The sequence below is a fragment of the Pseudoalteromonas phenolica genome, assembly GCF_044788725.1.
Classification (GTDB): domain Bacteria; phylum Pseudomonadota; class Gammaproteobacteria; order Enterobacterales; family Alteromonadaceae; genus Pseudoalteromonas; species Pseudoalteromonas phenolica_C.
In genome coordinates this window covers 589,056-615,967 of the sequence record NZ_CP173161.1, presented here as the reverse complement: position 1 = coordinate 615,967, position 26,912 = coordinate 589,056, and the positions used below count along the sequence as shown (strand labels likewise).

Annotated in this window: 27 protein-coding genes and 1 tRNA gene; 6 read left to right on the top strand and 22 right to left on the bottom strand. The window is 41.9% G+C overall.

Annotated elements, in window-relative coordinates; translation table 11 throughout:
* Nucleotides 1–217: 217 nt before the first annotated feature.
* From ACH784_RS02815 to ACH784_RS02795, 5 genes are read right to left on the bottom strand one after another with little or no spacing between them, the layout of a single operon-like run.
* Nucleotides 218–1,777, bottom strand: a complete 1,560-nt coding sequence (locus tag ACH784_RS02815) for a serine hydrolase (protein WP_404393374.1) — start codon at nt 1,775–1,777, stop codon at nt 218–220.
* 22 nt (nt 1,778–1,799) lie between these two features.
* Nucleotides 1,800–2,300 (bottom strand): gamma-glutamylcyclotransferase family protein, encoded by a 501-nt coding sequence (locus tag ACH784_RS02810; protein WP_404393372.1) that lies wholly within the window; start codon nt 2,298–2,300, stop codon nt 1,800–1,802.
* 2 nt (nt 2,301–2,302) lie between these two features.
* Nucleotides 2,303–2,929 (bottom strand): LysE family translocator, encoded by a 627-nt coding sequence (locus ACH784_RS02805; protein ID WP_404393370.1) that lies wholly within the window; start codon nt 2,927–2,929, stop codon nt 2,303–2,305.
* Nucleotides 2,913–3,704 (bottom strand): hypothetical protein, encoded by a 792-nt coding sequence (locus tag ACH784_RS02800; RefSeq protein WP_404393368.1) that lies wholly within the window; start codon nt 3,702–3,704, stop codon nt 2,913–2,915. Before ACH784_RS02800 ends, ACH784_RS02805 begins: the two co-directional genes overlap by 17 nt.
* A 2-nt stretch (nt 3,705–3,706) precedes the next feature.
* Nucleotides 3,707–4,177: a CreA family protein gene (locus ACH784_RS02795; protein ID WP_404393366.1), complete on the bottom strand. Its 471-nt coding sequence runs from the start codon at nt 4,175–4,177 to the stop codon at nt 3,707–3,709.
* A 66-nt stretch (nt 4,178–4,243) separates the two neighbouring features.
* On the opposite strand from ACH784_RS02795, the gene ACH784_RS02790 reads away from it, so the two are divergent.
* From ACH784_RS02790 to ACH784_RS02780, 3 genes are all read left to right on the top strand, one after another.
* A complete protein-coding gene (locus tag ACH784_RS02790; RefSeq protein WP_404393364.1) occupies nt 4,244–4,573 on the top strand; it encodes a 5-carboxymethyl-2-hydroxymuconate Delta-isomerase in 330 nt (109 codons plus the stop codon).
* Between the two features lie 56 nt (nt 4,574–4,629).
* Nucleotides 4,630–5,334 (top strand): pseudouridine synthase, encoded by a 705-nt coding sequence (locus ACH784_RS02785; protein ID WP_404393362.1) that lies wholly within the window; start codon nt 4,630–4,632, stop codon nt 5,332–5,334.
* Between the two features lie 130 nt (nt 5,335–5,464).
* Nucleotides 5,465–7,093: a methyl-accepting chemotaxis protein gene (locus ACH784_RS02780; protein WP_404393360.1), complete on the top strand. Its 1,629-nt coding sequence runs from the start codon at nt 5,465–5,467 to the stop codon at nt 7,091–7,093.
* 70 nt (nt 7,094–7,163) lie between these two features.
* On the opposite strand, the gene ACH784_RS02775 is transcribed toward ACH784_RS02780, so the two are convergent.
* From ACH784_RS02775 to ACH784_RS02760, 4 genes are all read right to left on the bottom strand, one after another.
* Nucleotides 7,164–8,339 (bottom strand): mandelate racemase/muconate lactonizing enzyme family protein, encoded by a 1,176-nt coding sequence (locus ACH784_RS02775; protein ID WP_404393358.1) that lies wholly within the window; start codon nt 8,337–8,339, stop codon nt 7,164–7,166.
* A gap of 8 nt (nt 8,340–8,347) precedes the next feature.
* Nucleotides 8,348–9,115 (bottom strand): class II aldolase/adducin family protein, encoded by a 768-nt coding sequence (locus tag ACH784_RS02770; RefSeq protein ID WP_404393356.1) that lies wholly within the window; start codon nt 9,113–9,115, stop codon nt 8,348–8,350.
* A gap of 133 nt (nt 9,116–9,248) precedes the next feature.
* Complete coding sequence (locus tag ACH784_RS02765; RefSeq protein WP_404393354.1) at nt 9,249–9,569, bottom strand: c-type cytochrome; 321 nt, start codon at nt 9,567–9,569, stop codon at nt 9,249–9,251.
* A 58-nt stretch (nt 9,570–9,627) separates the two neighbouring features.
* Complete coding sequence (locus ACH784_RS02760) at nt 9,628–10,170, bottom strand: DUF2058 domain-containing protein (RefSeq protein ID WP_404393352.1); 543 nt, start codon at nt 10,168–10,170, stop codon at nt 9,628–9,630.
* Nucleotides 10,171–10,434: 264 nt separating this feature from the next.
* Here ACH784_RS02760 and ACH784_RS02755 point away from each other — a divergent pair, with 264 nt between their 5' ends.
* Entirely contained in the window at nt 10,435–11,577 is a 1,143-nt protein-coding gene (locus ACH784_RS02755; RefSeq protein ID WP_404393350.1) for an MFS transporter, read from the top strand.
* On the opposite strand, the gene ACH784_RS02750 is transcribed toward ACH784_RS02755, so the two are convergent.
* Nucleotides 11,550–12,065 carry a prolyl-tRNA synthetase associated domain-containing protein gene (locus tag ACH784_RS02750; protein WP_404393348.1) on the bottom strand — a complete coding sequence of 172 codons (516 nt, stop codon included), beginning with the start codon at nt 12,063–12,065 and terminating at the stop codon, nt 11,550–11,552. The two genes, ACH784_RS02755 and ACH784_RS02750, sit on opposite strands and share 28 nt — an antisense overlap.
* On the bottom strand, nt 12,058–12,453 hold the full coding sequence (locus ACH784_RS02745; RefSeq protein WP_404393346.1) for a hypothetical protein: 396 nt from the start codon (nt 12,451–12,453) through the stop codon (nt 12,058–12,060). The genes ACH784_RS02750 and ACH784_RS02745 overlap by 8 nt, the downstream gene beginning before the upstream one ends.
* Before the next feature lie 137 nt (nt 12,454–12,590).
* Here ACH784_RS02745 and ACH784_RS02740 point away from each other — a divergent pair.
* Both ACH784_RS02740 and ACH784_RS02735 read left to right on the top strand, forming a co-directional pair.
* A tRNA-Ala gene (locus tag ACH784_RS02740) sits at nt 12,591–12,666 on the top strand.
* A 243-nt stretch (nt 12,667–12,909) separates the two neighbouring features.
* Nucleotides 12,910–14,757, top strand: a complete 1,848-nt coding sequence (locus ACH784_RS02735) for a cation:proton antiporter (RefSeq protein ID WP_404393344.1) — start codon at nt 12,910–12,912, stop codon at nt 14,755–14,757.
* Between the two features lie 37 nt (nt 14,758–14,794).
* Here the strand turns inward: ACH784_RS02735 and ACH784_RS02730 are convergent, their stop codons facing one another.
* From ACH784_RS02730 to ACH784_RS02680, 11 genes are all read right to left on the bottom strand, one after another.
* Nucleotides 14,795–15,418 (bottom strand): tetratricopeptide repeat protein, encoded by a 624-nt coding sequence (locus ACH784_RS02730; protein WP_404393342.1) that lies wholly within the window; start codon nt 15,416–15,418, stop codon nt 14,795–14,797.
* Between the two features lie 120 nt (nt 15,419–15,538).
* Nucleotides 15,539–16,855 (bottom strand): adenylosuccinate synthase, encoded by a 1,317-nt coding sequence (locus tag ACH784_RS02725; RefSeq protein ID WP_058030976.1) that lies wholly within the window; start codon nt 16,853–16,855, stop codon nt 15,539–15,541.
* Between the two features lie 171 nt (nt 16,856–17,026).
* The gene (gene hflC, locus ACH784_RS02720) at nt 17,027–17,908 is read right to left on the bottom strand and encodes a protease modulator HflC (RefSeq protein WP_404393340.1); all 882 of its coding nucleotides are present in this window, start codon (nt 17,906–17,908) and stop codon (nt 17,027–17,029) included.
* Between the two features lie 5 nt (nt 17,909–17,913).
* Nucleotides 17,914–19,080: an FtsH protease activity modulator HflK gene (gene hflK, locus ACH784_RS02715; RefSeq protein ID WP_404393338.1), complete on the bottom strand. Its 1,167-nt coding sequence runs from the start codon at nt 19,078–19,080 to the stop codon at nt 17,914–17,916.
* A gap of 99 nt (nt 19,081–19,179) precedes the next feature.
* Entirely contained in the window at nt 19,180–20,469 is a 1,290-nt protein-coding gene (gene hflX, locus ACH784_RS02710) for a ribosome rescue GTPase HflX (RefSeq protein WP_404393336.1), read from the bottom strand.
* Between the two features lie 19 nt (nt 20,470–20,488).
* The gene (gene hfq / locus ACH784_RS02705; protein WP_404393334.1) at nt 20,489–20,758 is read right to left on the bottom strand and encodes an RNA chaperone Hfq; all 270 of its coding nucleotides are present in this window, start codon (nt 20,756–20,758) and stop codon (nt 20,489–20,491) included.
* A gap of 74 nt (nt 20,759–20,832) precedes the next feature.
* The gene (miaA, locus tag ACH784_RS02700) at nt 20,833–21,726 is read right to left on the bottom strand and encodes a tRNA (adenosine(37)-N6)-dimethylallyltransferase MiaA (RefSeq protein WP_404395169.1); all 894 of its coding nucleotides are present in this window, start codon (nt 21,724–21,726) and stop codon (nt 20,833–20,835) included.
* A gap of 23 nt (nt 21,727–21,749) precedes the next feature.
* Complete coding sequence (gene mutL / locus ACH784_RS02695; RefSeq protein ID WP_404393332.1) at nt 21,750–23,612, bottom strand: DNA mismatch repair endonuclease MutL; 1,863 nt, start codon at nt 23,610–23,612, stop codon at nt 21,750–21,752.
* Between the two features lie 6 nt (nt 23,613–23,618).
* Nucleotides 23,619–24,962 carry an N-acetylmuramoyl-L-alanine amidase gene (locus ACH784_RS02690; RefSeq protein ID WP_404393330.1) on the bottom strand — a complete coding sequence of 448 codons (1,344 nt, stop codon included), beginning with the start codon at nt 24,960–24,962 and terminating at the stop codon, nt 23,619–23,621.
* Entirely contained in the window at nt 24,937–25,422 is a 486-nt protein-coding gene (gene tsaE / locus ACH784_RS02685; protein WP_404393328.1) for a tRNA (adenosine(37)-N6)-threonylcarbamoyltransferase complex ATPase subunit type 1 TsaE, read from the bottom strand. The genes ACH784_RS02690 and tsaE overlap by 26 nt, the downstream gene beginning before the upstream one ends.
* A 2-nt stretch (nt 25,423–25,424) precedes the next feature.
* Nucleotides 25,425–26,903: an NAD(P)H-hydrate dehydratase gene (locus tag ACH784_RS02680; protein ID WP_404393326.1), complete on the bottom strand. Its 1,479-nt coding sequence runs from the start codon at nt 26,901–26,903 to the stop codon at nt 25,425–25,427.
* Between the last annotated feature and the right edge of the window lie 9 nt (nt 26,904–26,912).

Here is a 26,912-nt window from a genome sequence, read left to right as displayed (position 1 = left end):
GATTAAACCTGACGCTAGCTGCGTTAAAGATTTCTCATTTAGAACAACTAAATAACGAAATCTTTGCCTTGCTACCAACAAGGTTTTCTTGCCTCAAAATAGACCACTTAGTTAAGCGGACTGGTATAACTGACTACGCTCTAAACTTTACCAATGCTAATACAAAAAAGCCCGACCAAGTTAACCTGATCGGGCCTAAAACTGCTACAGCAAAAAGCTATTCTGCGCGCTTCGCTTTTAAATCCAAATTATGAAAATCAAAGCTAAAGTCAGTAATGTGTGGGTTTACATACTCCATACTCGCTGACTTTACTTGCTGTGCTTTATCCATTTCAAAATGAATGTACGCATCTGCTTCTAATAGTGTGTCATCCCAACGCACAATAAAAGTATTGCCAGTGTGATGTTCTAATTTACCTTTGAGCATTTTAGTATGAGTGAAATCAATACGCAGCTCATCAGCCACATACTCGACAATCACATCACCATACCAATCGCTGGTTAACGTACCTGTATAGTTTTGTACAGGTAACGCAGGCTGTACTTGTTCAAGTTTCACCGCCCCTGCTTTGGCATAGGCTTCTTTTTTAGCTTTATGGAAACGTTCCGCCGCTTTTGTCACATAGTCTTGTTCTTCAAGACCTAACGCATCTTCGAACACTTCATTGATGATAGCCGTTAATGCAGGATAAGCTTGCTGGTTAGATAAAACCACCACACCCAGCTTTTTCTCTGGGATCATCGCAACCTGCGACACCATGCCTAAAATACCACCACCGTGGCCGACTTTCTTGAAGCCATTATAATCTTCAATTGCCCAGCCTAAGCCATAGCCTCTAAACTGCTGACGATACGCTTCAAAGGCATTTTTAGAGGCAACTCGCATAATATGAGGATGCCACATTTGCACCTGCTGCTCAGTGCTAAACAATTGCTTTCCGTTTGGCATTTTACCGCCATCAAGCTGTGTTAATAACCACTGGCTCATTTCATTAACGTTAGACGCAATGGCGCCTGCACCACGGAAATCTTCTAAGTAGTTCACAAAGAAAGGCGTTAATTGACCTTCCATCGGAATATGACCTGTTGCCCAGTTTTGATTGCCTTTAGCAATGCGAGAAAAACCCGCACGCGACGTGGTCATCTCAAGTGGTTTCATCATTCTTTGCTCGACAAACTCTTGCCAGCTTAAACCACTTACACGGGCAACCACCTCACCGGCCATCACGAACATCAGGTTGTTGTAAGCGTATTGGCTACGGAAACTTGAAACTGGTTTTAAATGGCTGATACCGTCAATAAGCTCAGACACTGATTTATTGGTATCTGGCCAGATCATCAAATCACCCGCACCTAAGCCCAAACCACTGCGATGACTCAACAAGTCGCGAATGGTCATTTCTCGAGTGGCATATGAATCATGTAATTTGAATTCAGGAATATGCTTGATGACTTTGTCGTCCCAAGTGATTTTGCCCTCATCCACCAGCATAGCCAGCGCCGCAGCAGTAAACGCTTTTGAGTTAGAGGCGATACCAAATAACGTATTCGCATTAACTGGCTCTTTTGACTCTAAATGACGTACACCAAAGCCTTTTGCTAACACAACTTTGTCATTCTCTACCACTGCAATGGCAATACCCGGAATGTTAAATTGCGACATAGCGTCGTTGACGGCTTGTTCCACATCTTGTGGTTTTACTTGTTGTGCAAATGCATTAAAGCCGCTCGTTGCAGCCACTAAACACATGGCTGAAAATAATGCCTTGAGTTTCATACTGTCCCTTATTGTTGTTCTTTTATAATTTGTAAATAGCCCATTCTCTGGCAGCGCGTTCAATATTACTATCGCTTTGCGATGTTTGTGCTGAGATTTGAGTTATATAATCAGAGTTAAATTGATGCTCTTGCGCGCCTTTTAAAACATGCTCGACGTACCAATCAAAAGGCAGATGCGTATCTACAAAGGTGTTAGCAATATAACTCTGAGCGATGAGTATTTCTCCGCATGGACGGACAATCTCAACCGCTTCACGGTCGTATCGTTCACCTTCAATTTCATCTAGTCTCGCAAGCTCTTCGTCATCGAGCGCATACAGAACACCGTGAACAAACACCTCGCGCTGTTTTGTTGGCACAATATTACACTTTGCTGAGCCGTCAGTAGAAAGCATATCAAACGTCAGTTGATAAGCGTGTAAAGTGCCCACACCGAGCAATTCTGCATTGGGTAAACGCGCAAACAACCTCGAGGTAGACATATTAGAGCCATAGGCAAAATTAATGTGCTTTTTACTCATTGCTACACCACAACCCGAATTGCTAAGGCAATCAATACCACCCCGATACCTCTATCAAACCAATGCCCTGCTCGGTGAAAAAAGGCACGCACAGACTGCTTACTTAATACGACACTCAAAAAAGAGAACCATGCCCAAGTCGCAAAGGCCATATAAACACCATATACCGCTTGCACGGAAGTGGGTGTTGTTGGTGCTATCACGAGTGTAAACAAAGACATAAAGAATAAAGTCGCTTTAGGGTTCAGTGCATTGACTAAAAAGCCGCGCTTAAATGCTTTAAACGCCGACTCCGCCTGAACATGCTCTGACGTTTCTACATTACCTTCATCTGATGCTGGTTTCGCTCTGAGCGCCTGAACTCCCATATAGGCTAAATACGCGCCCGCCACATACTTCAAAATAGTAAATAACTCAGGAGAATTTGCTAGCACCAATGCCACACCCAGGAGGCAATATGCGACATGAACAAATATACCCAAGCCAACACCTGCACTGGTCCATAAGGCGATATTACGCCCTTGTTGAATACTTTGTTTTAGTACAATCGCAAAGTCAGGCCCTGGGCTTGCCACCGCAAAAAAGTGCGCGATGGCAATTAATAAAAATTCATCAAGATAACTGAGCATGACGCTTCTCTTCTAATGCTAACAAATACGGGTTCGCAGATTCATTTAACAGCACTTTAATTTGCTTTTGTGCCTGTTTATACATACTGCGTAAATGTGGTTTTAAGTGCTTTTTACCGTCTACTTTTGGTTTAAAGTGACAAATCAATGCATGCATAAACACCGTCTGAGGCTCGGTAAGTGCCGCTTGCCTGTTGGCGTACGGGTTATAACAAGAGCCACAGCCACCTTTAAATTGGTATACGGTATTGCTCATCATCACCCCAAACCCTAAATAACACGCCAGTGCATCACTGGCTGCAGGAATTTGCTCTTTTCCACCCGGTGGCATAACGCCTTTTTGATAAACCATCATCAAAGCTAAACTTCCTGCCAAGCTGGCAACAAGATCTTGCGGCTGATTGATCTGATTAGGGTTATAAGACAAGCTCATTGGCATACTAGGCGGGTTAACGATCTGCGCATCCGCCCCACGGTTAGAAGTCACAAATTTAAAAGGCGCAATCTGCTGAGGCATCATTTGATTCGGGTTAACCAATTGTACAGGCCATACTTGTAAGCCCGCGTAATCACGCACGCGCTTAAACACGGTTTGCGCCATTTGCTCAACACTTGAAACTTGATCAGGAAAAAACTGCCCTGTCGGCTCAATCACTTGTGTATGCTCTAAAAAATATTGGCCATCAAAGTTATCGCATGCCCAAATAAAGGCATCAATTAACCAACTTTCTTCTTCTTTTGATACAAGGGGTTTTGTTTTAAATAACGACAACATATTTATTTTTCTTTGTTAGTCCAATTCCAAGCCTGAGTGTTATACAAAGGCACACTCGATAGTGCATGATGGTGACTACCGCTGGTTTCTTTGGTTGAATAAGACAAATACAACAGGGTTTGAGTATCTGCATCATAAATACGACGCACTTTGAGAGATTTAAACAAAATACTCTTAGAAGCTTTAAAAACTACTTCACCGTCTTTAGACAAATCTATCTGTTGTAACTGCGCCGCTGTAATCGGCCCAGTTTGTCGACACGCGATGGACATATCCGAAGGATCTGAAAAATCTAAATCCGCTTCTATATGACTTATATGACAAGTCACCCCTGTCACTATAGGATCTTGCTTCGCTTTAACCACCACATCTTTGGTAGTAAATAGGCCCAAACTTACTTTTGCAGCATCATCACTACAACCAACTAAAGTAAAACCAACTAATAATGTAACCAACGCACGCTTTAAAAACATCTGACAACACATCTGTATTCACTTAACATACCGTTATTTACGCACAATTAAGGACTGAAGTCATCTATGCCACACTTAATCATCGAGCACTCAAACAACTTACCAATAAAGACCGAAGAATTGGTTACATCCATTCATCAAGCAGCAATCAGTACTGCATTATTCGACTTAACCACGGTAAAGACTCGCGCGAGCAGCTTTTCACATTTTCAACTAGGTAATGGCAAGGCAGGATTTGTTCATATTCAAGCTCATATAATGGCAGGACGCGAGATTGAGCAAAAGCAGCGCCTAAGTGACACCTTACTTTACGCACTAGAGGATATAGTAGGAGATGATTATCAGCTCAGCGTTCATATCTACGATTTAATGCCTGAGATTTATAGAAAGAACTGATTTAACCGAAGAGCTTGCGTATAATCTGATTACAATGCATTACAGAGCGATTTAACATGAAATTTCCTTGTCGTTTAGATAAATTTATTAGTCACATTACTGAACTTCCTCGTACCAAAGTCAAAGCAGGTATAAAAAAACGTAATGCAGTCGTAAACGGGGTACAAATCACTAAATTTGACCACCAAGTGCAAGCAACAGATCATGTCGAATGGCAAGGTGAACACATAGCTTATCTTGGTCTTCGCTATTACATGTTGAATAAACCACAAGACTATATTTGTGCCAATAATGATGACATGCATGCAACAGTGTTCGACTTACTTGATGAACCTAACTTAAAAAACTTTCATGTTGCGGGTCGCTTAGATATAGATACCACAGGTTTAGTGCTTATTACGAATGATGGCGATTGGTCTCATAAAGTAACTTCTCCTAAGCAGCAGAAATTTAAGACCTATTTAGTCGAAACCCTAGAGCCTATCAGTGATGAAATGCTTTCTCAGCTAGAGGAAGGTGTCATGCTACATGGTGAAAAACATGCAACTTTACCTGCAAAAGCAGAGCGCTTAGCGACTTACAGCTTAAGACTCTCAATTTGTGAGGGTAAGTACCACCAAGTGAAGCGAATGCTCGCTGCGGTTGGTAATAAAGTTGTTGAATTACATAGAGAAAACATTGGCGGAATTCAACTTGATGACTCTCTTTCTAGCGGTGAATACCGCTTATTAAGCGAACAAGAAGTTCAGTTAATTGGCTAATAACCACATAAATATGCAGGGTTTATGAAAAAATATCACCTCATAAATCCTGCTTATTCGCAATCCCCGCTTAACATCTACCCTATAATCATGATAGACATGAAAGACTGAATTTTGTTAGGAGTCCGTCGTGCTGTCAGGTATTACTTTAAGAATAAAAATAATTTTATTTACTGCAGCTATCTTCTTATCGCTTTTAATTGTTGCTGTGTTTGGTTTACAAGCCTTAAAACACGCCAGTGAAAACGATAATGTTGCACGCATCAATCAGCTCATGAAAAGCACGGTAAACATCGTAGAGCAATTTGAATATTACGTAGAAAAAGGCGAATTAGATGAAGCCCAAGCTAAAAAGCTGGCCACCGAAATGCTACGTGAAAATAAATACCACGATTCTGAATACGTCTATGTAGTAGACAACAATTTAGACTTTCTCGCAGCGCCTCATGACCCCGAATTACATGGCACCAGTTTTCATGAATTCAGAGATACAAAAAATCAAAGTATTGGTTCATTAGTACAGCGACAAGTAGGCAATCAAACAGGTAAAATTATCACCTATCACTGGGATAGAATTGAAGGGGGTGAAGTTGTTGATATTACCTCAGTGGTGCAAAAAACACGTTTGTTTGGCTGGTATATTGGCACAGGTATCAGTTCAAAAGAAACCGAAGCGCGTTATTGGAATACTGCGCAATGGCTGTTAACAATTTCACTGATTATTGCCACAGCGATTTCATTTGCCCTAGCTAAATTCGGTCTAGGACTTTCAAATAAATTAGGTGCTGAGTTAGACCAAGTACTCGCAATCGTTAAACGAGTGTCTAGAGGCAACTTAAGTACTGAGATTAAAACTAATAATGCAAACGAAGAGAGCATTATCGCCGCAATGCAATACATGCAACAAGGCCTTAAAGGCGTTGTTGATGGTATTCAACATGTGAGTAATGAGTTGCAATCTCAGAGTCATGACGGAGAAGCCCGCTCTGAAGAGCTAGAAAAACTGACCAGAAGTTTAAGTGAAGAAACGCAAATGGTTGCCTCAGCAATTACCGAGCTAACCGCCTCAGCACAGACCGTTGTTGAACACGCAGAACAAGCCGCATACTCAGTACAAGAAGCTGAGCAGCAAGGTCAAAATGCAGATAAGAAGACTTCAGAAGCAGCGCAAGCTATTGCTTTATTGGAGCAACAAATTGACAGCGCTGGTAATAACATTCGTATTCTTGACGATGAAGTTAAAAATATTGCCAATGTACTCAGTGTTATTCAAAGCATTGCCGAGCAAACTAACCTACTCGCTCTTAATGCGGCCATCGAAGCAGCCCGAGCTGGAGAACAAGGTCGAGGATTTGCCGTTGTTGCTGATGAGGTGCGACAACTTGCCCAGCGCACCCAGTCTAGCACCGAAGAAATTCATACTATGATTGGCAACCTCCAGTCCGCAACACAAGAGGCAAAAAATTCGGTAAGTCTAAGCATTGAAACTTCTGAGAAAACAGTAAGCATGTCAAAAGACGCCAGTGATGCATTGCAAATGGTCGCGCAATCGCTCGGGGCAATATCACAAATGAGCCACCAAATCGCTCATGCAGCAAAAGAACAGCTCGCAGCAGGTGAAGATACAGCACAACGTGTGGTCACCATTTCTGATACAGCAGCACAAACAGCGAATGTGTCACATCATGCGCACAGCTCTACCGATAGCATTAAAGGGCTAACCAAAGATCTAGAACATGAAATGGCGAAATTTAGTTAATTCATACCAACTTAAGCCATTAAAAAAGGGTCACAAATGTGACCCTTTTTTAATTTAAACTTTTAAGCCGTTATTTAATTTCAACACGTGTTGAACGCATAACCACTTCATCATTTAGCTCAATACCGATACCCGGCGCTTCTGATACTTTGAATACACCATTTTTAGGCTGTGGATCTTGAATACACAGTTCACGGTTCCATTTCTTAATGGCATAAGTATGGTGCTCATGAATTAAGAAGTTAGGGATAGCGGTTTCTAAATGCAGTGATGCAGCCGTTGCAACAGGGCCACCGCACACGTGCGCTTGAATACGCACATCAAAGATATCCGCATAATCACACACTTTCTTCGTTTCAGTAAAACCACCGCACAAGCCAATATCTGGCTGTAATACATCAATGCTTTGGTCTTCTAAATATGGACGTACACCCCAACGGTTATATAAACGCTCACCACCAGCAATTGGCACTGCTACTTTATCGGCAACTTTCGCATGTAAAGAGTGGTTTAAGTAATTCACCGGCTCTTCGTAGTACATACAGTCGAACTCTTCTGCAATCTCACCAATTTGAATGGCTGATGTAGCACCTGGCAAACTATGACACTCAAAAATAATGTCCACTTCGTCCCCTACCGCTTCGCGAATCGCCGCCATACGCGCACGGTATAACTTCATTTCAGCTCGAGAGATAAGCTTAGTACGGTCGTAATAGGTATTACCGTCTTTGTCATACATGATAGGGTCAACTTTAACCGCGTCATATCCTTCAGCAATCGCTTTATGTGCCGCTTCCGCATACTCATGAGGTTGCACAAGGGCTTTAAATTCATCATCCCAGTCAAACTGTAACTGCGACGCATAGGTGCGGAGTTCTGGGTTTACCTTACCACCAAGAAGTTGATAAACAGGCAGATTTAATGCTTTGCCTTTAATATCCCAAAGTGCAGTATCAATGGCACTCATCGCAGCGTAAACAACTGGACCACCACCTAATCCCCAGAAACTTTCACGTAGCATACGTGACCAAAGCATTTCTGTTTGAAATGGGTCATGGCCGATAAGAAACGCTTCTGCCATTTCTTTGATCATACTCGCTGCCGCACTGTGACCTAAATCATAGGCAAGGCCTGCTTCACCTACCCCACTGATACCTTCATCAGTGTGAATGCGAACAAAAACTGGAGTCCAAGCTGGTCTGTCTGGACAATGGATATCAAAAACTTCGACGCGAGTTACTTTCATGTTAGCTCCTATTCAGCAAAGCTAGGATCAAGGCGGTATGCTTTTCTGAGCATTGCAGGCCAGGCTAGCTGACCGCCAGTGCTACCGCTATGAACGACATTTGCTTGATTATAAATATTGTCAATAATTGGTTGAGGCACAGGCACGGCTTTTTGGCCTGTCGCTTGGATCGCAACTTGTATTTCACAGGCGCGTTGTAAATCATAAAAACGCATAAAGGCATCACCCACCGTCGGACCCACAGTTAGACCACCATGGTTAACTAACAGCATATGATTGGTGGTGCCTAAATCATTCTGTAGGCGCGCTTTTTCATCTTCATTTACCGCTAAGCCTTCATAATCGTGATAAGACAAAGATGGCAATGAAAACATAGAGTGTTGGCTTAATGGCAATAGACCACACTCAAGGCTAGCAACCGCGATGGTTTCTTTTGTATGTAAGTGGATCACACAGTGTGCGTCTTCTCTTACTTCGTGAATAGCGCTGTGAATAGTAAACCCAGCAGGGTTTATCTCGAATGGTGTGTCATCCAAAATGTTACCTTGTAAATCAACCTTCACAAGATTAGATGCCGTCACTTCATCAAAACTCAAACCAAACGCATTTACTAAGTAATGATCAGTACCCGGTAAACGTGCCGACATATGCGTATAGATTAAATCGCCCCAACGCATGTGCTCAACTAGGCGATAACAAGCAGCTAAATCAACTCGAAGTTGCCACTCTTGTTCGCTCACTTTGCCTTTTAAGTTGAGTTTTGGTAGTTCAAACATAATTTGCCTTAAAGATATTCAGTTGGCTCAACCTGCCAATTTAGAAGTTTAGAAGTCTAAATGACTCTCGTTCGATGTTCAATAAAATAAAAACCACCGACATGCGGTGGTTTTTTCAAGAAAACAAAAAGCGCTACTGAACTTTAGATAAGTAGTCCGCAATCGCTTCTAATTCTGCATCAGAAACGTTAGCAACCATGGCTTTCATTGCCATAGACATACCATTAGCACGCGCGCCTGATTTGATGTCTTTCATTTGGTTTAGAAGATACGTTTTGTTCTGACCATTAAGCTTTGGATAAGTATCCATGATAGGCGCTTTACCTTCGGCACCGTGGCACGTTTGACACATTTTAGCTGTGTATAGCGCTTTACCATCTGCAGCTTCAGCGTTGTTTGCAAATGCAGTGAACGCAATGCCTGCACCAAGAACAAGATATTTTACTTTACTCATAATTTTCTCTTTTTGTGTGACTATATGAATTCTTAAATCCCTGAAGCCATTGTCAGACTTACCAAGTTAGGTCGTCCGGTACTTCATAGCCTGCATAAGGGTCGTCTTCATCGCTTTCTGTTATCTCATCAGCAACATGGAAAACAATGTACTTTTCATCAACTTCAGCAATCTTTCGCGCAGGCTCATCTTGCAGAACATAAAATTGCTCTTCGAGCACACAGATTGCTAAACGCCCTTTTACTAGCGCTTGTTTAGTTTGTTCGTTCACATCCAACTCTTTTACTTTATTGTTATACGTAAAGTTGAACGTGACTTCACCACGAATTTCGTCTTGGTTGTGGTGCTCTAAAATTTGCTTAACACGAGCAACTTGCTCGCGCTCTTTTAACTCTGCTTGCTTCGCTTGGTTTAGCTCTTCAGCCTTGCGCTGCTGCTCAAGCTTCGTTTGTTCAATATGCTTTTGTAAGTCAGATTGATCACTTGTCGCGCCTTTTTTCTTTTTCTTCTTTTGCGCTTTGCGTTTTTCGGTTTTAGCAACTTTGGCTTTATGCTCAGTCGTTAAACCTGCTTTTAGTAATTGGTCTTGTAGAGAACCCATGCTGAAACTCCATGAAAATACAATTACCAATATAGTAACTCAGATACACAACACGACAAAGAGAGGTGCAACTGCAATCTAACTAAAGTAAAGCAAATAAAGTGTGATTTAGCGCAAAAAATTACCAACTAATTGATAAAGCTTTAAACTTAACGCGCTTATTCAATTAAGCTACCCCTATATTGTTGCTTTAGTGTGCACCGCTTGCCTAATAAGGTTTAGCACAATAGTTCCTTTTTTGCGCTGTTTTAGGTTTAAGACACCATGCCATTATTAAAATTGCTACTTTGCTCTGTCTGTACATTTTTAGTCTTATACGCCCCCCAACCACTACTGCCACTATTCTCAGAGTTATATCGGGTGTCTATCGCCAACAGCGGTACCTTAATGACTGTGACTATGCTACCGCTAGCCATCGCCCCGCTTTGTTATGGCGTCATGTTAAGTCAATTTAATCCTTTATCCATTTTACGCATCGCTTTGCTTATACTTGCTGTAAGCAATCTAATATTCGCCACTTCAGACTACTTTGCTGGCTTATTAATCTGCCGTCTTATTCAAGGCCTCACTCTGCCCGCAGCCCTGATCGGAATGACAAGTTATATAGGCATGACTTACCAAGGTGATGCGCTGCAAAAAAACATGACTCTTTATATCGGAAGCTCTATTGTCGGAGGGTATTTAGGGAGAATGCTAGCGGCAAACTTTGCAGCTTTTTGGCAATGGCAAAGCTTTTTCTATTTGGTGAGTTTTAGTTTAATCGTACTCGCGTTATCAATTCCTAAACAGTTTAAAAGCGACCATAAATGTCAGCAAAAAATCGCTCCTTGGTTACATTTATCGCACTTAAAACAAGCGGCAATAATACGCTTATTTATCGCGGTATTTTTTATGTTCTTTTGCTTTGCCGCACTCTTAAACTTTTTACCTTTTATAGTCAAAAGTCAGTATGGCATTACTGACAACAAACAAATTGGCTTTATCTACACTGGTTACCTGATAGGTGCAATTCTCTCAAGCTGCACACCTTGGTTAAATAAACGCTTTAAAAATACTTGGTGGCTGTTAAGTATGGTTTTTGTGCTCTACTGCTTAAGTCATTTTATGCTAGCCAGCAGTTCATTAAGTCTGTTTATTCTGAGCTTTACACTGTTTTGCGCCTGCATGTTCGTGATCCACGCCACTGCGGCACCTTTGGCAAATAAAATCAGCACTGCTCCTGCGTCTGTCACCAACGGGGCATACGTCTCTTTTTATTACAGTGGCGGAGCTTTGGGATCGTTCTTACCAGGTTTTATCTTCGAAAAATATGGCTACACTGCGTTCTTGGTTTGTTTATTAATTTGTTGTTTGTGTGGGCTAGCGGCCTGTTTATTAAACTACAAACAGGGTACATCAATAACTTGAGGCACATGACCTGTATGCTCAAAAAAACGCAATAAGTCGGCTTTATTTAACACCCAAGTTTTATCATTAAAAAATGGGTGGCACTGAAAATGTTCGGCTTGCCATAAACTTGACTCAATCCATACGTTCACAGCTTGATCGCTATCATTCAAAACTGCGAGCGCAGAAACACAGCCAGGTTTTACTCCTAAGTACTTTTCTAACCTTTGCGATGAAGCAAACCCCAGCCTAGAAAGCTGTTGCTGTTTTGAGAGTGCTTTTAAGTCAACTTGATAATCTGCGGGTACAAGCAATAAAAAATGCTGTTTGCCGTAATTGTCTCGAAGAAATAGGTTTTTAATACGAGTACCAATACGGTTTAAACTCAACCTATCAGCGTCTTGGCAGGTCTGTAATGGCGGGTGCTCATATTTAACAGCATCTATATTAAGTTGTTCAAAAAGCGCCTCTAGCTGTGCTAACTGATTATTCTCTACCCCTTTAGTCACGACACTTGCCTCTCAACTGTACTTTCCGCTCTTTCCAATATACCTCTGCTATATCATAGCCTTGCTGGCAGTAGCTTCGTTCTTTTAAGGCCACTTTTAAAAGTTTTACTGCACGCTCTTCTAAGGCTAATTTTAATGCTGGGGAATCTTCAATATGCTCTTCATTTAAAAACATCTTAAATTCAGTACGTGAGATCTCTTTTCTCGTATCTAACTTGACCCGAGCTTGCTTCTCAACTGTCACAATAAAAGCAAATAACTTTTCACCATTGTCAGCGAGTCGAGTATGAAGTTTTTTATCTGCAATTGTAAAAGGCTCATCAGGTTGAGAAGCACAACCACTGATAACTAGAAGACTAAGAAAAACAAAAAAAGTGAGCTTCTTCATATAAATAAAATCAAAATTAAGTTCTTTAGATAACTCAGTTTATCAAAGCCATTAAATATTTTGTGATTTTTTTAAACACAGTATTGACGACGAAATAAAAAAAATATAAATTTCTGCTCGTATCCAGTACGGAATGTGGGGCTATAGCTCAGCTGGGAGAGCGCCTGCCTTGCACGCAGGAGGTCAGCAGTTCGATCCTGCTTAGCTCCACCACTTTCCTTTCTCTTTCATTATTTTTTCATTTCTATCACATATTCTTTTATTCAGGTCTATGTTTAAGTTATTAGCTTTTACCACTTATGTTGAGCGCTTTAACTGTTTATTCATTGACCAAATAACTAATTAATACGTATAAAACCGCTATAAATTTGTTTTTTACTATACCAATCCTCTTAATTAAGTGTTCTATTTTGAGGAAAGACCAATTTGATGGTCGTTGTATCAATAGGAGAGTCCATGTCGGCTATTTATATTGCTGGAATTGCCGTTTTTTCAGTGTTTGCGCAGTGGTTAGCTTGGATATTTAAAGTACCTGCAATCTTGTTTTTATTGCTAGTTGGCTTGGTGCTTGGCCCTATCAGTGGTCAGCTTGATCCCGATTTATTGCTCGGTGATTTATTATTTCCTGTCGTCTCTCTGTCTGTTGCGATCATCCTCTTCGAAGGTGCACTTACACTTCACTTTAAAGAGCTTAAAGGAATAGGGAAAATAGTCAGAAACCTATGTTCTATAGGTATGCTAGCTACCTTTATAATAATTGCCTTAGCGGGCTACTACATATTAGAACTAGATTGGCGTGTCGCTGCTATTTTGGGTGCCGTATTAGTCGTGACAGGTCCTACCGTAATCGCGCCCATGCTCAACGCAATGCGGCCAAATCAAGATATTGACCGAGTATTACGTTGGGAAGGCATTGTCATCGACCCCATAGGCGCATTATTCGCAGTATTAGTCTTTGAAGCCGTAAGTTTAGTTGGCAGCGGCGAAGTCTTTAGCCATACCATGTGGGCATTGTTTTCAACGTTAGGTGTGGGACTAGGTATAGGGATCTTCTGTGGCTGGCTCACAACGCTATTAATAAGAAAAGAATGGCTGCCTTATGAGTTACATAAATTTGGTATTTTAGCTCTCGTATTATTCAGCTTTACACTCTCAAACCACTTAAGCCACGAGTCAGGCTTATTAGCTGTCACCGTGTTTGGTATTTGGCTAGCTAATCAAGACGACCTGGAAATTGATTCAGTGCTCGAGTTTAAAGAAGATCTATCGATGATTTTAATCTCGAGTCTGTTCATTTTATTAGCTGCGAGGTTGGAGATTAGCGACTTAATGTTACTTGGGCTAAACACTGTCGTATTTATCGCTATTGTACTTTTTGTCGCGCGCCCTATTTGCATTGCTGTTTCGACATTTAATTCTGATTTGTCTTTCAAATCTAGAGTTTTATTATCATGGATAGCACCAAGAGGTATAGTCGCAGCAGCTGTCGGCTCAGTTTTTGCCTTAAGCATGATTGAAAAAGGTATACCTGATGCAGAGAAAATAGTCCCCCTAATCTTTACTGTCATTATAGTGACAGTGGTTTTACAAAGCCTAACCGCGACACCATTTGCCAAATTTTTAGGTGTACGTCAGCCCAGTCCAAATACATTGCTTATTATCGGCGCTAATCATGTTGCTCGTGCAATAGCCAAAGGTTTGCAAGAGCAAAATATCAGTGTGCATCTATCAGATCCTGCATGGGAGAACTGCAAAATGGCTAGGATGGATGGCCTGCAATGTTACTATGGCAATCCGCAATCAGAACATGCTGAACGCTACTTGCCTATGACGCAGCTTTGTAAAGTCCTCGCTTTATCTCCAAACCGACATCATAACGCGTTAGGGGTACAATACTTTTCTCACTTACTCAATGAGCAAAATGTATTCTCTTTACGTTCGTCAACGAACCATGCAAAAGCGAATAAAGACAGTGCAACCTTTTTATCACGACAAATACTGTTCGGTGAACAAGGTAGCTTTGCAAAGCTCAGTAGCTTAATTTCAAAAGGTGGCAAAATTAGCTCTACTAAGCTCACTGAAGAGTTTAACTGGCAGCAATATCAAGAAGTGAACAAAGAAGCCGTGCCTTTATTCATCATTGAAGAAAAAGGCAAAGATGAAGATAAGATTGATATTAGGCCTTTTATTAGCGAACAAAAGTATGTACCTAAAGAAGGTGACAAAATCGTGGCCCTTCAGCCACCTAAAATGAGTGTGCTTAAAGAGTCTTACCTACAAAATGAATCTGAAGCAGTGAGCTAATTAACTGCGCTTAATCGAGTTGCAATGGCTTCCATAGTTACATTGGAAGCCTAGCTCGACGTACAACACTCGCGGGCATCTTTTTAGCTAGATTCGCCAAAGCGAGTTCTATTTGCTTGTGCATTTTCTTATCTGCAACTACCGAATGAAATAACCATCGATAGGCATCTTCATAATCTCGAGGACTTCCATGACCCTCATTAAACAAGCGCACTAAACGCATTTGTGCTTTTAAGTTACCTTGAGCAGCCGCTTCTCTTAGATAGGTGATTGCCAGTGCTTTATCGGCTTGTACCAACTGCCCGATATCATAATATCGACCTAGCTGCTCTAGTGCGCTTGCAAGCCCTTGCTCAGCAGCTTGTTTCATATAATGTAAGCCAAGCTCTACATTGCGGTCTACACACACAGCATAGGCAAGCATATCACCGTATAAAAATTGATATGAGGGCAAAGCCATGGTTTCAGCGCGCGCTTCGATATCTTGCACCAATTGGCACTCATCATCTTTAACGCGTTTTAAATGCTGATTCTTTTTGATTAGTTCAATAAGTTCAGCCTGAGTGTAAAGCGGCACCGCTTTTAGCTCTTCTTGCACAGCAAAAGAAAACTGACTGACCGAGGCTAATAACAAGCCGATTAAATGACGCTTTTTAAACATAAACACTCAACCCAAACAAATAACAGTCAAATCATTCAATAAATATACCAAAGTTCAGAGGTCATGAAAGAGCAGGCACAAAAAAAGCTGCCGAAGCAGCTTTTTTTAAACAAGATTGAATTACGCACCAAATGGGTTACGAACAATCATTGTTTCGATACGGTCTGGACCTGTAGAGATAATATCTACTGGTACGCCTGTGATCTCTTCGATACGCTTGATGTAGTTGATAGCCGCTTCAGGAAGCTGCTCTACTGACGTTGCACCGAATGTATTTTCAGACCAACCTGGCATTTCTTCGTAAACAGGTGTTACTTTCTCGTAGCCTTCAGCCGCAAGAGGTGTAACGTTTGTTACTGTGCCGTCTTCTAACTGGTAACCAGTACAGATCTTGATCGTTTCAACACCATCAAGTACGTCAAGTTTAGTTAAACAGAAGCCTGAAATTGAGTTGATCTGTACAGCGCGACGCATTGCAACCGCATCAAACCAACCAGTACGACGTAAACGACCTGTAGTCGCGCCGAACTCGTGACCTTTATCACCCAAGTGCTTACCTACTGGATCTTGCTTATCAAGACCATCGTAAAGCTCTGTAGGGAATGGACCTGAACCTACACGCGTTGTGTAAGCTTTAACAATACCAAGTACGTAGTCTAGGTTAAGTGGACCAAAACCTGCACCAGTCGCAACACCACCAGCAGTCGTGTTTGACGATGTTACATACGGGTAAGTACCGTGGTCGATATCAAGAAGTGTACCTTGAGCACCTTCAAATAAGATGTTGTCACCAGCTTCACGAGTTTGATCAAGTAGCTCAGTTACATCTACAACCATTGCTTTTAAGATATCAGCAACAGCCATTGCATCATCATAAGTCTTCTGGAAGTCAACAGGATCTACTTTGTAGTAGTTAACTAACGTGAAGTTGTGGTACTCAAGAATTTCTTTAAGTTTTGCAGCAAACTGCTCTGGGTTGAATAAATCACCTACGCGAAGACCGCGACGAGCAACCTTATCTTCGTACGCTGGACCAATACCACGGCCAGTTGTACCAATCGCTTTTTCACCACGCGCTAACTCACGCGCTTGGTCTAGAGCTACATGGTAAGGCAAGATCAGAGGACATGCTTCACTGATAAGAAGACGTTCACGAACTGGTACACCACGCTCTTCAAGCATACCAACTTCTTTCATTAATGCATCTGGTGCTAGTACTACACCATTACCAATTACACACTTAACGTTATCACGTAAGATACCTGATGGAATTAAGTGTAAAACTGTTTTCTCACCATTGATCACCAAAGTATGACCCGCGTTGTGGCCACCTTGATAACGCACAACAAGAGAAGCTTTATCTGTTAGTAGATCAACTACTTTACCTTTACCTTCGTCACCCCATTGGGTGCCTAGTACAACGACGTTTTTACCCATTGCAATATCACTTAGAAAAAATTAGGCGAGGATTTTACCAGAAAATGACAACGAAGATAACCGTAAAAGTGGTATTTTTTCTGTACTGTGAGCTCGAAAAAAACAATGTTTTGAAATGCAACAAAAAAGCCCTGAAAATTTCAGGGCTTTTTATTTAGAAAGTGACGGAAATTACTTCGCGCCTTTCGCATCCTTCATGTAATCAAAGAACTCACTATCTGGTGACAACACCATAACATCGCCTTTGTTATTGAAGGTTTTCTTATACGCTTCTAGTGAACGAACGAAACCGAAGAATTCCGCATCTTTGTTGTATGCATCAGCATAGATTTTTGCTGCTGTTGCATCGCCTTCACCTCGTACGCTTCGCGCATTACGTTCAGCATCAGCCAACATAACCGTCACTCGACGATCTACTTCTGCACGAATGGTTTCAGCTTTCTCTTGACCTTCCGAACGGTGCTCTTTAGCAACTGCTGTACGCTCAGCACGCATACGACGGAAGATAGATTCACTGACTTCGTTAGGTAAATTGATTTGCTTAACACGCACGTCTAACACTTCAATACCTAACTCTTTGGCACTTTCAGATGCTTGAACTAACGCTTCTTCCATTAATTCACTACGCTCGCCAGAAACAATTTCTTTAATTGTACGGTTACCGAAGTTAGTTCTTAGGCCGTTGTTCACTTTTTGCTTAAGAAGTGTTTCAGCATATTGCTTATCACCACGGGCACGCAGATAGTAAGCGCTGAAATCATTCACTCGCCATTTTACAAACGAATCAACGATTAAGTCTTTTTTCTCGCTTGTTACGAAACGGTCAGGTGAACCATCTAAAGTCTGAATACGCGCATCTAAACGACGTACTTGACTAAAGAATGGTACTTTAAAGTGTAAACCTGGACCGTAAACAACCGCATTGTCATCACTGTCTTTTTGTACTTTACTGAAAAGTAATACAATCGCGCGCTGACCCTCTGTCACCACAAACACTGATGAAAACGACATCAATACGGCAACAATCAAGAGGATAGTACTAAAATTTCTCATTATGATTATCTCCCGTTATTGAATCTGTCGTTTGAGAAACGATCGTTAGTGCTATTTACCGAGCTATTGTTACGCGAATTGCCTAACGTCTGGCGAAGCTGGTTAATATCGTTTGCACTCGGTAAAGTTACCGTATTTTGACGACCACTATTTTGCATGATCTTATCCAGTGGTAGATACATCATGTTGTTACCACCTTTTACATCAACAAGTACTTTGCTGCTACTGCCAAGTACTTCTTCCATCATGTCGATGTATAGACGCTGGCGCGTGACTTCTTTAGCAGCTTGATACTCAGGTAGTAACTGTTCGAATCGAGCTACTTCACCCTGCGCTTCAAGAATAATACGCTCTTTATAACCTTCAGCTTCTTGCGTCATACGAGTAACTTGACCACGTGCACGCGGCTCGATTTCTCTTTCGTATGCTTCAGCTTCACGAATGAAACGTTCTTCATCTTCTTGTGCCGCAATCGCATCATCAAATGCATCTTTTACTTCAGCCGGTGGACGAGAGTCCTTAAAGTTCACATCAGTAACGATTAAACCAAGATTATAAGGTTCAATAATCTTGTTAAGCTCGTCCCATGTACGCTGACGAACGACTTCACGACCTGTCGTTAATACTTGGTCCATGCGAGAATGACCAACAACATAGCGAAGTGCGCTGTCTAGAGCCTGCTGTAAGCTATGATCAGCATCAGTCACACTGAAGCGATAAAGCGTTGGGTCAATAACACGATACTGAACTTCAAACTCAACACTCACTACGTTTTCATCTTCTGTCAGCATAAAACCTGATGCAGATAAAGAACGAACCGCTTCAATATCAATTGGAATAACTTGCTCGATAAATGTTGCTTTCCAACGAAGGCCCGGCTCAGCAATTCGATCGAATTTACCAAATTGCAAAACGATGCCTCGCTCAGCTTCTTTTACGGTATAAATACCACTAAGCGCCCAAACGACAATAGCAATTAGCAGAACAAAAGTAATACCCGCACCGCCTAAGCCGCCGTTACTACCACCAGGTTTGCCGCCAAAAATACCGCCAAACTTATCGCCGAATTTACGGAATACTTCGTCAAGATCGGGTGGGCCTTGATCTTTACCACCGCGGTTTTTCCACGGATCGTTATCATTGCCATTCTTACCCGGCTCATTCCAGGCCATAGCTATACTCCATTGTTATCTAAAATGAATTAAGTTAAATCTAACAAATATCTCGCATTACTCATACATTTATGCGAAGAAAATCGTAACAGTCTTTGTTTAATCCGAAACGATGAACTGCTCGATGATTGCGCCTTGCTCTTTTTTCAGCTTTTCCCAATCGACTTGAGGAATACGCACATCTAGCAACCAATTACCTTGTTCATCAAAGTTTTCTTGCTTTACGCCATTTAAATTAAATAGTGCACCACGTAACTTACCAGACGCCGGGGGCAAACAAAGCGTGTGAGCAAACACTTTTTTTGCCAATAACTTAGAGATAGCCTCTAATAGTAGCTCAGTGCCCTCACCTGTTTGCGCTGACAACCAAACTCGGATTGGTACGCCTTCGTCATTAAAATCGATCCGAGGTTTCACATCTTCGAGTAAATCAATTTTGTTATAGACTAAAAGTTGTGGAATTTCATCTGCTTCAATCTCTTTGAGAACCGATTGTACCTCTTCTATGTTCTCTTTTCTTCTGCTGTCTGCAACATCAATAACATGTAATTGAAGATCGGCCTCACGCGTTTCAGTTAATGTTGCTTTAAACGCTGCAACTAAGTCATGAGGAAGATGGCGAATAAATCCAACTGTATCGGCAAAAATAGTCGGCCCAATATCTTCTATCTCTAACTTTCTGAGAGTCGGATCTAGCGTCGCAAAGAGCTGATCAGCCGCGTAAACCTCAGCATTGGTAACAAAGTTGAACAAACTTGATTTGCCTGCATTGGTATAACCAACTAGCGAAACTGTAGGTACTTCATTTCTACTGCGAGCTCGACGCCCTTGTTCACGCACCGTGGCAACTTTTTCTAGCCGCTTACGGATACTTTTAATACGCTCTCTAAGCAATCGACGGTCTGTTTCTAATTGGGTTTCACCCGGGCCCCTTAAACCGATACCGCCTTTTTGGCGTTCAAGGTGGGTCCAGCCGCGGATCAGTCGAGTTGAAATATGTCTGAGTTGAGCAAGCTCAACTTGCAGCTTACCTTCATGCGTACGTGCTCTCTGCGCAAAAATATCTAAGATCAGCGTAGTTCTGTCTAAAACACGACACTTACAGATGCTCTCTAGGTTTCTTTCTTGAGAGGGGCTGAGTTGGTGGTTAAAGATGATGACATCTGCATTGTGGATTTTGACAATCTCAGCAATTTCTTCTGCTTTACCTGTTCCGACAAAAAGCTTGGCATGCGGTGCTTGGCGACTGCCTTGCACAACCGCCAAACTTCTAACACCAGCAGAAGATACCAACATTTCTAATTCTTTGAGATCTTCTCGATCTCCTTCATTTTGAAAGTCGATATGAACTAAGATTGCCTGTTCGCCGGCTTCATAACGGTCAAACAAGCATTACGCTCCTAATAAATTAATAATTACCTTCTTCGCTACCTGAGTTATCTGAGCTTTCACCGCCTTGAGCAGATTGAAAGTTTACTGCTCTAGCAGGTACAACTGTTGAGATAGCGTGTTTGTAAACCATTTGGTTCACTGTATTTTCAAGTAAGATTACGAATTGATCGAAAGATTGGATCTTACCTTGTAATTTGATGCCGTTAACTAAAAAAATTGAAACAGGAATGCGTTCACGACGTAATACATTCAAAAATGGGTCTTGTAAAGATTGGCCTTTTGCCATTGTCTTATCCTTCGTTTTAGGTGTTATTATATTTTCTTTGTTGAGAAAACTCGAACAGCTTGATTTATCAACTACTAATAGCTTAGCGAAGTTAGAACACGTTGCAAGTTTTCTTGCGAATCTGTCTCTAACCAAGTCACGTTTGGCCATCCCCTCAACCAAGTTAATTGTCGCTTTGCTAATTGTCTAGTTGCAGCGACTCCTTTAAATAACATTTCATCGTGATCGTATTCGCCGGCTAAGTGTTCCCACATCTGTCGATACCCAACACAACGTATCGACGGTAGATCTAAATGCAGGTCTTCTCGCTGATATAGGGCCAAAACTTCATTTTTAAACCCCTGATCTAGCATTATTTTAAATCTTTTTTCGATTCTTTCATGTAATACTTTACGGTCACTCGGCGCGATAGCAAACTGATGAAAAGTATAAGGTAGCTCTGGTTGCTTTTGTTGTTGTAACTCCGTCATAGTTTTACCTGTTAAGCGGTAAACCTCTAACGCTCTATTAATACGCTGAGAATCATTTTCACTGATCTTTGCTGCAGCTTCTGGGTCAACTTCAGTCAAAAGTGCATGAAGTGCAGGCCAACCAAGTTCATTGGCCTCTTTTTCAAGCTGCGCACGCACCTTTTCATCGGCTTCTGGCAAAGGTGATAAGCCTTCAATTAAGCCTTTGAAGTACATCATGGTGCCACCAACCAATATAGGCACCTTGCCTTTTGCGTGCAATGCATCGATACATGCAATGGCATCGCGTCTAAATTCAGCCACCGAATAACTTTCTTTTGGATCGATTAAATCTATTAACTTATGCGGTGCTTGTGCTAATTCATCGGCATTGGGTTTTGCCGTACCAATATCCATGCCTTTATACACAAGCGCAGAATCAACACTAATAATTTCTGTATCTAAATGCTGGCACAACTCAATGGCCAGTGCTGTTTTACCAGCAGCTGTTGGCCCCATAAGGGTAATAACCGGTAACTTACTCACTTTGAGCCTTGTTCTAAAATTGTTTTAAACATACTGCTATCTAGTTTAACCGCTTTTGCCTGCATTGCTGATAGACATTCTGAATTCTGTTGTAATTTTATTTGTACTTTCGCAAAGCTATCAGTGGCAAAATAGCCGTTTGGTGTTTGTTCACACAACCATTCTAACCACATATCAAGACTATTGGGTGATTTTTCACAACAATCAATCACTCTGTTTATCAGCTCAGCCACATCAATGCTATAGAGGTTTAGTGGTAACTTTTTTACCATCGCATATTTTTCAAAAAACTGAATATCAAAACCTAACAGAGTTAACCAAGATTGATGTTGTTCGAGCTGTTGCTTTGGCTCAATGCCTAGATTCACTCGCACAGGTAATAGCAGAGCTTTCCCTGCTAATGCCGCGTCTTGTTCTATTTCTGCTTGCCAGTAAGCTAACAAAGCATACTTGTAATGGCTTAACAGAACCTGACTTTGCTTTCTCAAGATAACCATACCTTCAGCTAAAGGCATCAAATCAACCACCGCAAGCGCGACCCCACTTTCTGGTTGTGTAAGCTCATTACCTTGCGAGGTGACCTGACTTTGCGGCGCAAGAGCTTGATAAAACTCATTCGCATCATACTGATGTTGAACCTGTTCAGATGAGCGTGATGATGAGCCAGAATTGCCTCCACTCGCTGAACCGCCCCTTGCACCCGAATCATAGCTGGAACTTGCACTTCTCCTGCCTTCAGAGCTTGGCGTAAAATCAAACCCAGCAGGCGCAGAAACGAGCGGGTCGTACACTGGCGTCAATTCTGAGCGGTAATTATCATTGTGAATATCAGTGACTTTATTTACTTCAGGCTCAGAAGAAAAAGCGCTCTGCTCAGGCATAAATACAGCCTGCTTAACCGCCTGGACAATAAAGTCATGAACCAGACGGGCTTGATGAAAACGTACTTCATGTTTTGCAGGATGAACGTTTACATCGACTTGCCTTGGGTCTAATTCTAAATAAATCACAAAGCTTGGTAACTCAATTTGCCCAACCTGCTCTTCAAACGCTTGACGAATGGCATGCAAGATAAGCTTATCTCGCATCATACGACCATTCACATAAGTGTATTGCGAACTACCATTATCACCACAGGGTAATACCCAACCGTATAGCTTTAACCCTTCTGCACCAGATTCAATATAAGCCGCATCAGTTGCAAATGCTTTTCCTGCCACTTGTGCAACCCGATCTGTACCTTGCTCAGGCGTTCTAGCTCGGTATTGTCTCACTACTTTTTTGTTATGCGTTAAAGTAATCGCTATATCAAAACGACTTAAAGCAATGCGCTTCACAAGCTCATCAATATGACTGAACTCCGTTTTTTCAGTGCGCAAAAATTTACGGCGAGCTGGGGTGTTAAAAAATAAATCTTTAACTTCAATTGTGGTGCCGTTCGGGTGTGCTGTAGGTTGAACTTGCACTGACATATCTCGACCTTCAGCAAAGGCTTGCCACGCAGTTTCTTGCTCCGCGGGTTTTGAGCTCAAAGTCAGTCGCGACACCGAACTGATAGAAGCCAATGCTTCACCACGAAACCCTAACGAAGATATACACTCTAAATCGTCCAAGCTTTTTAATTTACTGGTTGCATGGCGTGAAAGCGCCAAGGTCAGCTCATCTTTAACAATACCACGCCCATTGTCGCGAATACGGATCAGCTTATGACCCCCGCGCTCAATATCAATGGTGATCCGAGTAGCTCCCGCATCAATACTATTTTCTACTAACTCTTTTACGACAGATGCAGGTCTTTCAACTACTTCACCAGCAGCAATTTGGTTAGCTAAACGAGCGGGTAAAATTTCAATATTCATCAACAGCTACACTTTTGGGATCATCAAAACTTGACCGATATATAAGGTATTTTTATTTAGCTTATTGGCCTTTTTCAGCGCCGAGACAGTGGTGCCATAACGCTTGGCTAATAAACTTAAAGACTCACCACTTTTAACTTTATGTTGCAGCGGCTTATTTTCTTTTAGTCGAGCAAATAAAGAGTCATCTGGGGGATTCTTTTGGTAGTAACCGCGAATTGATTTAAAAATTGCCCGAGCCAATCTCTCTTGGTGTCTTGCTGATTTTAATAGCTTTTCTTCTTTGGGATTTGAAATAAAACCCGTTTCAACCAAAATAGAGGGTATATCAGGTGACTTTAATACCCCAAAGTTCGCTGCTTGCGGTGTCTTTTTGTGTAGTTTTGATACTTTTTTCAGCTCTCTGACCACCTCTTCCGCAACAGTAAAACCGGTTTTCATCGAGTGATCCATCGACATATCTAACAGTGCTTTTGCTAGATAACGCTCATTCGCTGTATCTTTTATCAAATCAGCGGCACCACCCAAAAGCTGAGAATGCTTTTCTCTATCTTCTAACCATTTACCAATCTCAGAATTCGCACGACGCAATGATAGCACCCAAACTGATGTACCGTTCGGCTCTGGACGAGTGAATGCGTCCGCGTGAATAGACACGAAGAAATCTGCACGTTTTTGTCTTGCCTTAGATGTTCGCGTATTTAGTTTTAAGAAGTAATCACCTGTACGGGTTAACCTTGCTTGCATGCCTGGCTCAGCATCGACCATACGTGCTAGCCTCTTTGCAATTGGCAGGGTCACATTTTTTTCATAGGTGCCTGACGGGCCGATTGAGCCCGGATCTTCGCCACCATGGCCTGCATCAATAGCAATAATGATATCTCTATCACTCACTCGTTCTTTTTTCTTGCGATTGTCTGTCGCTTCTATGCTTTTTTGTTTACCGTATAGGTCAATAACCAGACGGTTTTTATAAGGCCCCGTGGGAGCGAGCGCAAAAATAACGGGTTTAGCTGAGCGAGTAAGGTCAAAAACTAATCGTGTGCTTTTCGAACTTTTAGGTTTGCTGTAACGAAGCTTCGAGAGCACACGGTGTTCTTTTGGAATACTAGGTAGCTTGTTGTGTTTTTTCGTATCCTCTAAATCAACCACTAAGCGCAAAGGGTTTTGCAGCATAAAATAGCTGAATTCAGGTTTAGCCGACATATCAAGTACCACTCGAGTACTCTCTGGAGAAGGCCAGACTCGGATCCCATCTATGCTGTTTTTTGCCCACGCCGAAACACTCAGCAACAGGCTAAAAATAAGACTTAACTGTATTGTTTTAATTATTCTTAAGTTGTTCATCATTTTGTAGTGTATTTAACAGCTCAATACCACGTTCAGATCCAGCCTCTATACTGATCTGTCTTTGTTCCCCTTGGTACTGCATCGTAATATTAAAATCTGGCTTCGGAATAAAACCTTCCCCCTTTTCTGGCCATTCAATCACGCAAATAGCCGCAGGGTCGAAGTAATCTCGTATCCCCATGTATTCTAATTCTTCAGGGTCACCCAGGCGATATAAATCGAAGTGATAAACCGAACACAGTTCAAGCTCATAAGGTTCGACTAGCGTATATGTTGGACTCTTAACCTTACCTTGATGACCTAGGCCCTGCACAATACCGCGGGTTAGGGTGGTTTTTCCTGCCCCTAAATCGCCATGCAAAAAAATCACAGCGCCTTTTTTTACCACCTTAGCAAGCGTGCCACCCATAGCAACCGTTGCCGCTTCATCTTCTAACAATAAAGTAAACGTATTACGCATGTTTATCCTAATAAACGTCGAATATAAACGAATAAATCACTGGCCAATAACCCTTTCTCACCATCTTTGGCTGCCATTTGAGCTGCCAAACCGTGCAAATACACACCAAGCTGTGCAGCTTTGAAAGGAGTCATACCTTGAGCAATCAAAGCAGCAATCATACCAGATAATACATCTCCCATCCCAGCACTGGCCATTGCGGGTGTTCCTGAGCGATTAATTGTTAGACAATCGTCATTGAATATCAGACTTCCCGGCCCTTTTAATACGATAGACGCCGTATATTTCTCATGGAGAGATTTAACAACATCAAAGCGGGCAGCTAGATTACTCGAGCCGCCAAGCAAGCGCCGAGCTTCGCCAATATGCGGTGTTAGCACACTGTTTGATAATTGCATTGGTCGCTCAGACAAAAGATTTAAACCATCAGCATCAATCACCTTAGGTCCAGTAAACATGCTTGCAGTAGCAAACAACATTTTTGCCCAAGTAGACTGACCTAACCCCGGTCCAATCACTAAGACATCAACTTTTGCAATTAGTGCCTTTAAATCTTGTTCACTTTCAATACCGTGAACCATTAATTCGTATCGGCCTTGCAATACTATGGCAACGTTATCAGGATGAGTTGCAACACTCACTAATCCTGCACCCGCTCTTAAGCATGCTTCTGCAGCAAGCCTAATCGCACCTGCCATCCCTTGACCGCCACCGATCAAAAGCACATGACCACATTGATTTTTATAGCTATCAATGGCGCGAATAGGCCGCAAAGCAAGTTGATTTTGTTGACTAGGATAATTTGCGGTTGGCTTTACAAGTTCAGAAAATGCCTCTGCAATCCCCAGCTCAGCTAAGTAAAGTCGCCCGCAGTGCGCGACCGCTTTACCTGTTAAAAGCCCTTGTTTTAAAGCGATAAAAGTTAATGTTGTATCAGCTTTAAAAGCCCCTTCTGCTACTACAGAGGTGTTAGCATTCACACCACTCGGTACATCAATACTGACTTTATGGGCTAAGCTTCTCTCGCATTGTTTGAAAATAGCTAAAAGTGGCGAACTTAACTCCCCTTTAAATCCGGTGCCAAAAACACCGTCAACAATCACGTCAAACTCATCTTGCTGAGGCCAACCTGCACTGAATTCAACTTCACATGATTTAGCATGCTGGTAAGCTTTTAACGCATCGCCTTGTAGCAAGTTGGTAGGAAACACACTGTAAACCACAACTTCTCGACCAGTTTGGTGCAAATGCGTCGCCAGCAAATATGCATCTCCCGCATTATTGCCTTTGCCGGCCAAAATCAAAATGCGGTTAGCTTCAACAAATTCTAAATCAAATAAGTTGAATAACGCCTCTCCGGCTCGTTGCATTAATTGCCATAACGATAAGCCTACTTTCTCCGCGGCCTGTGCTTCGTGTGCCTGCACTTGTTGGGCGAGATACGCGTATTGTGGTAAATTAGCGGTGTATTTAGCTTCCAAGATTATGAT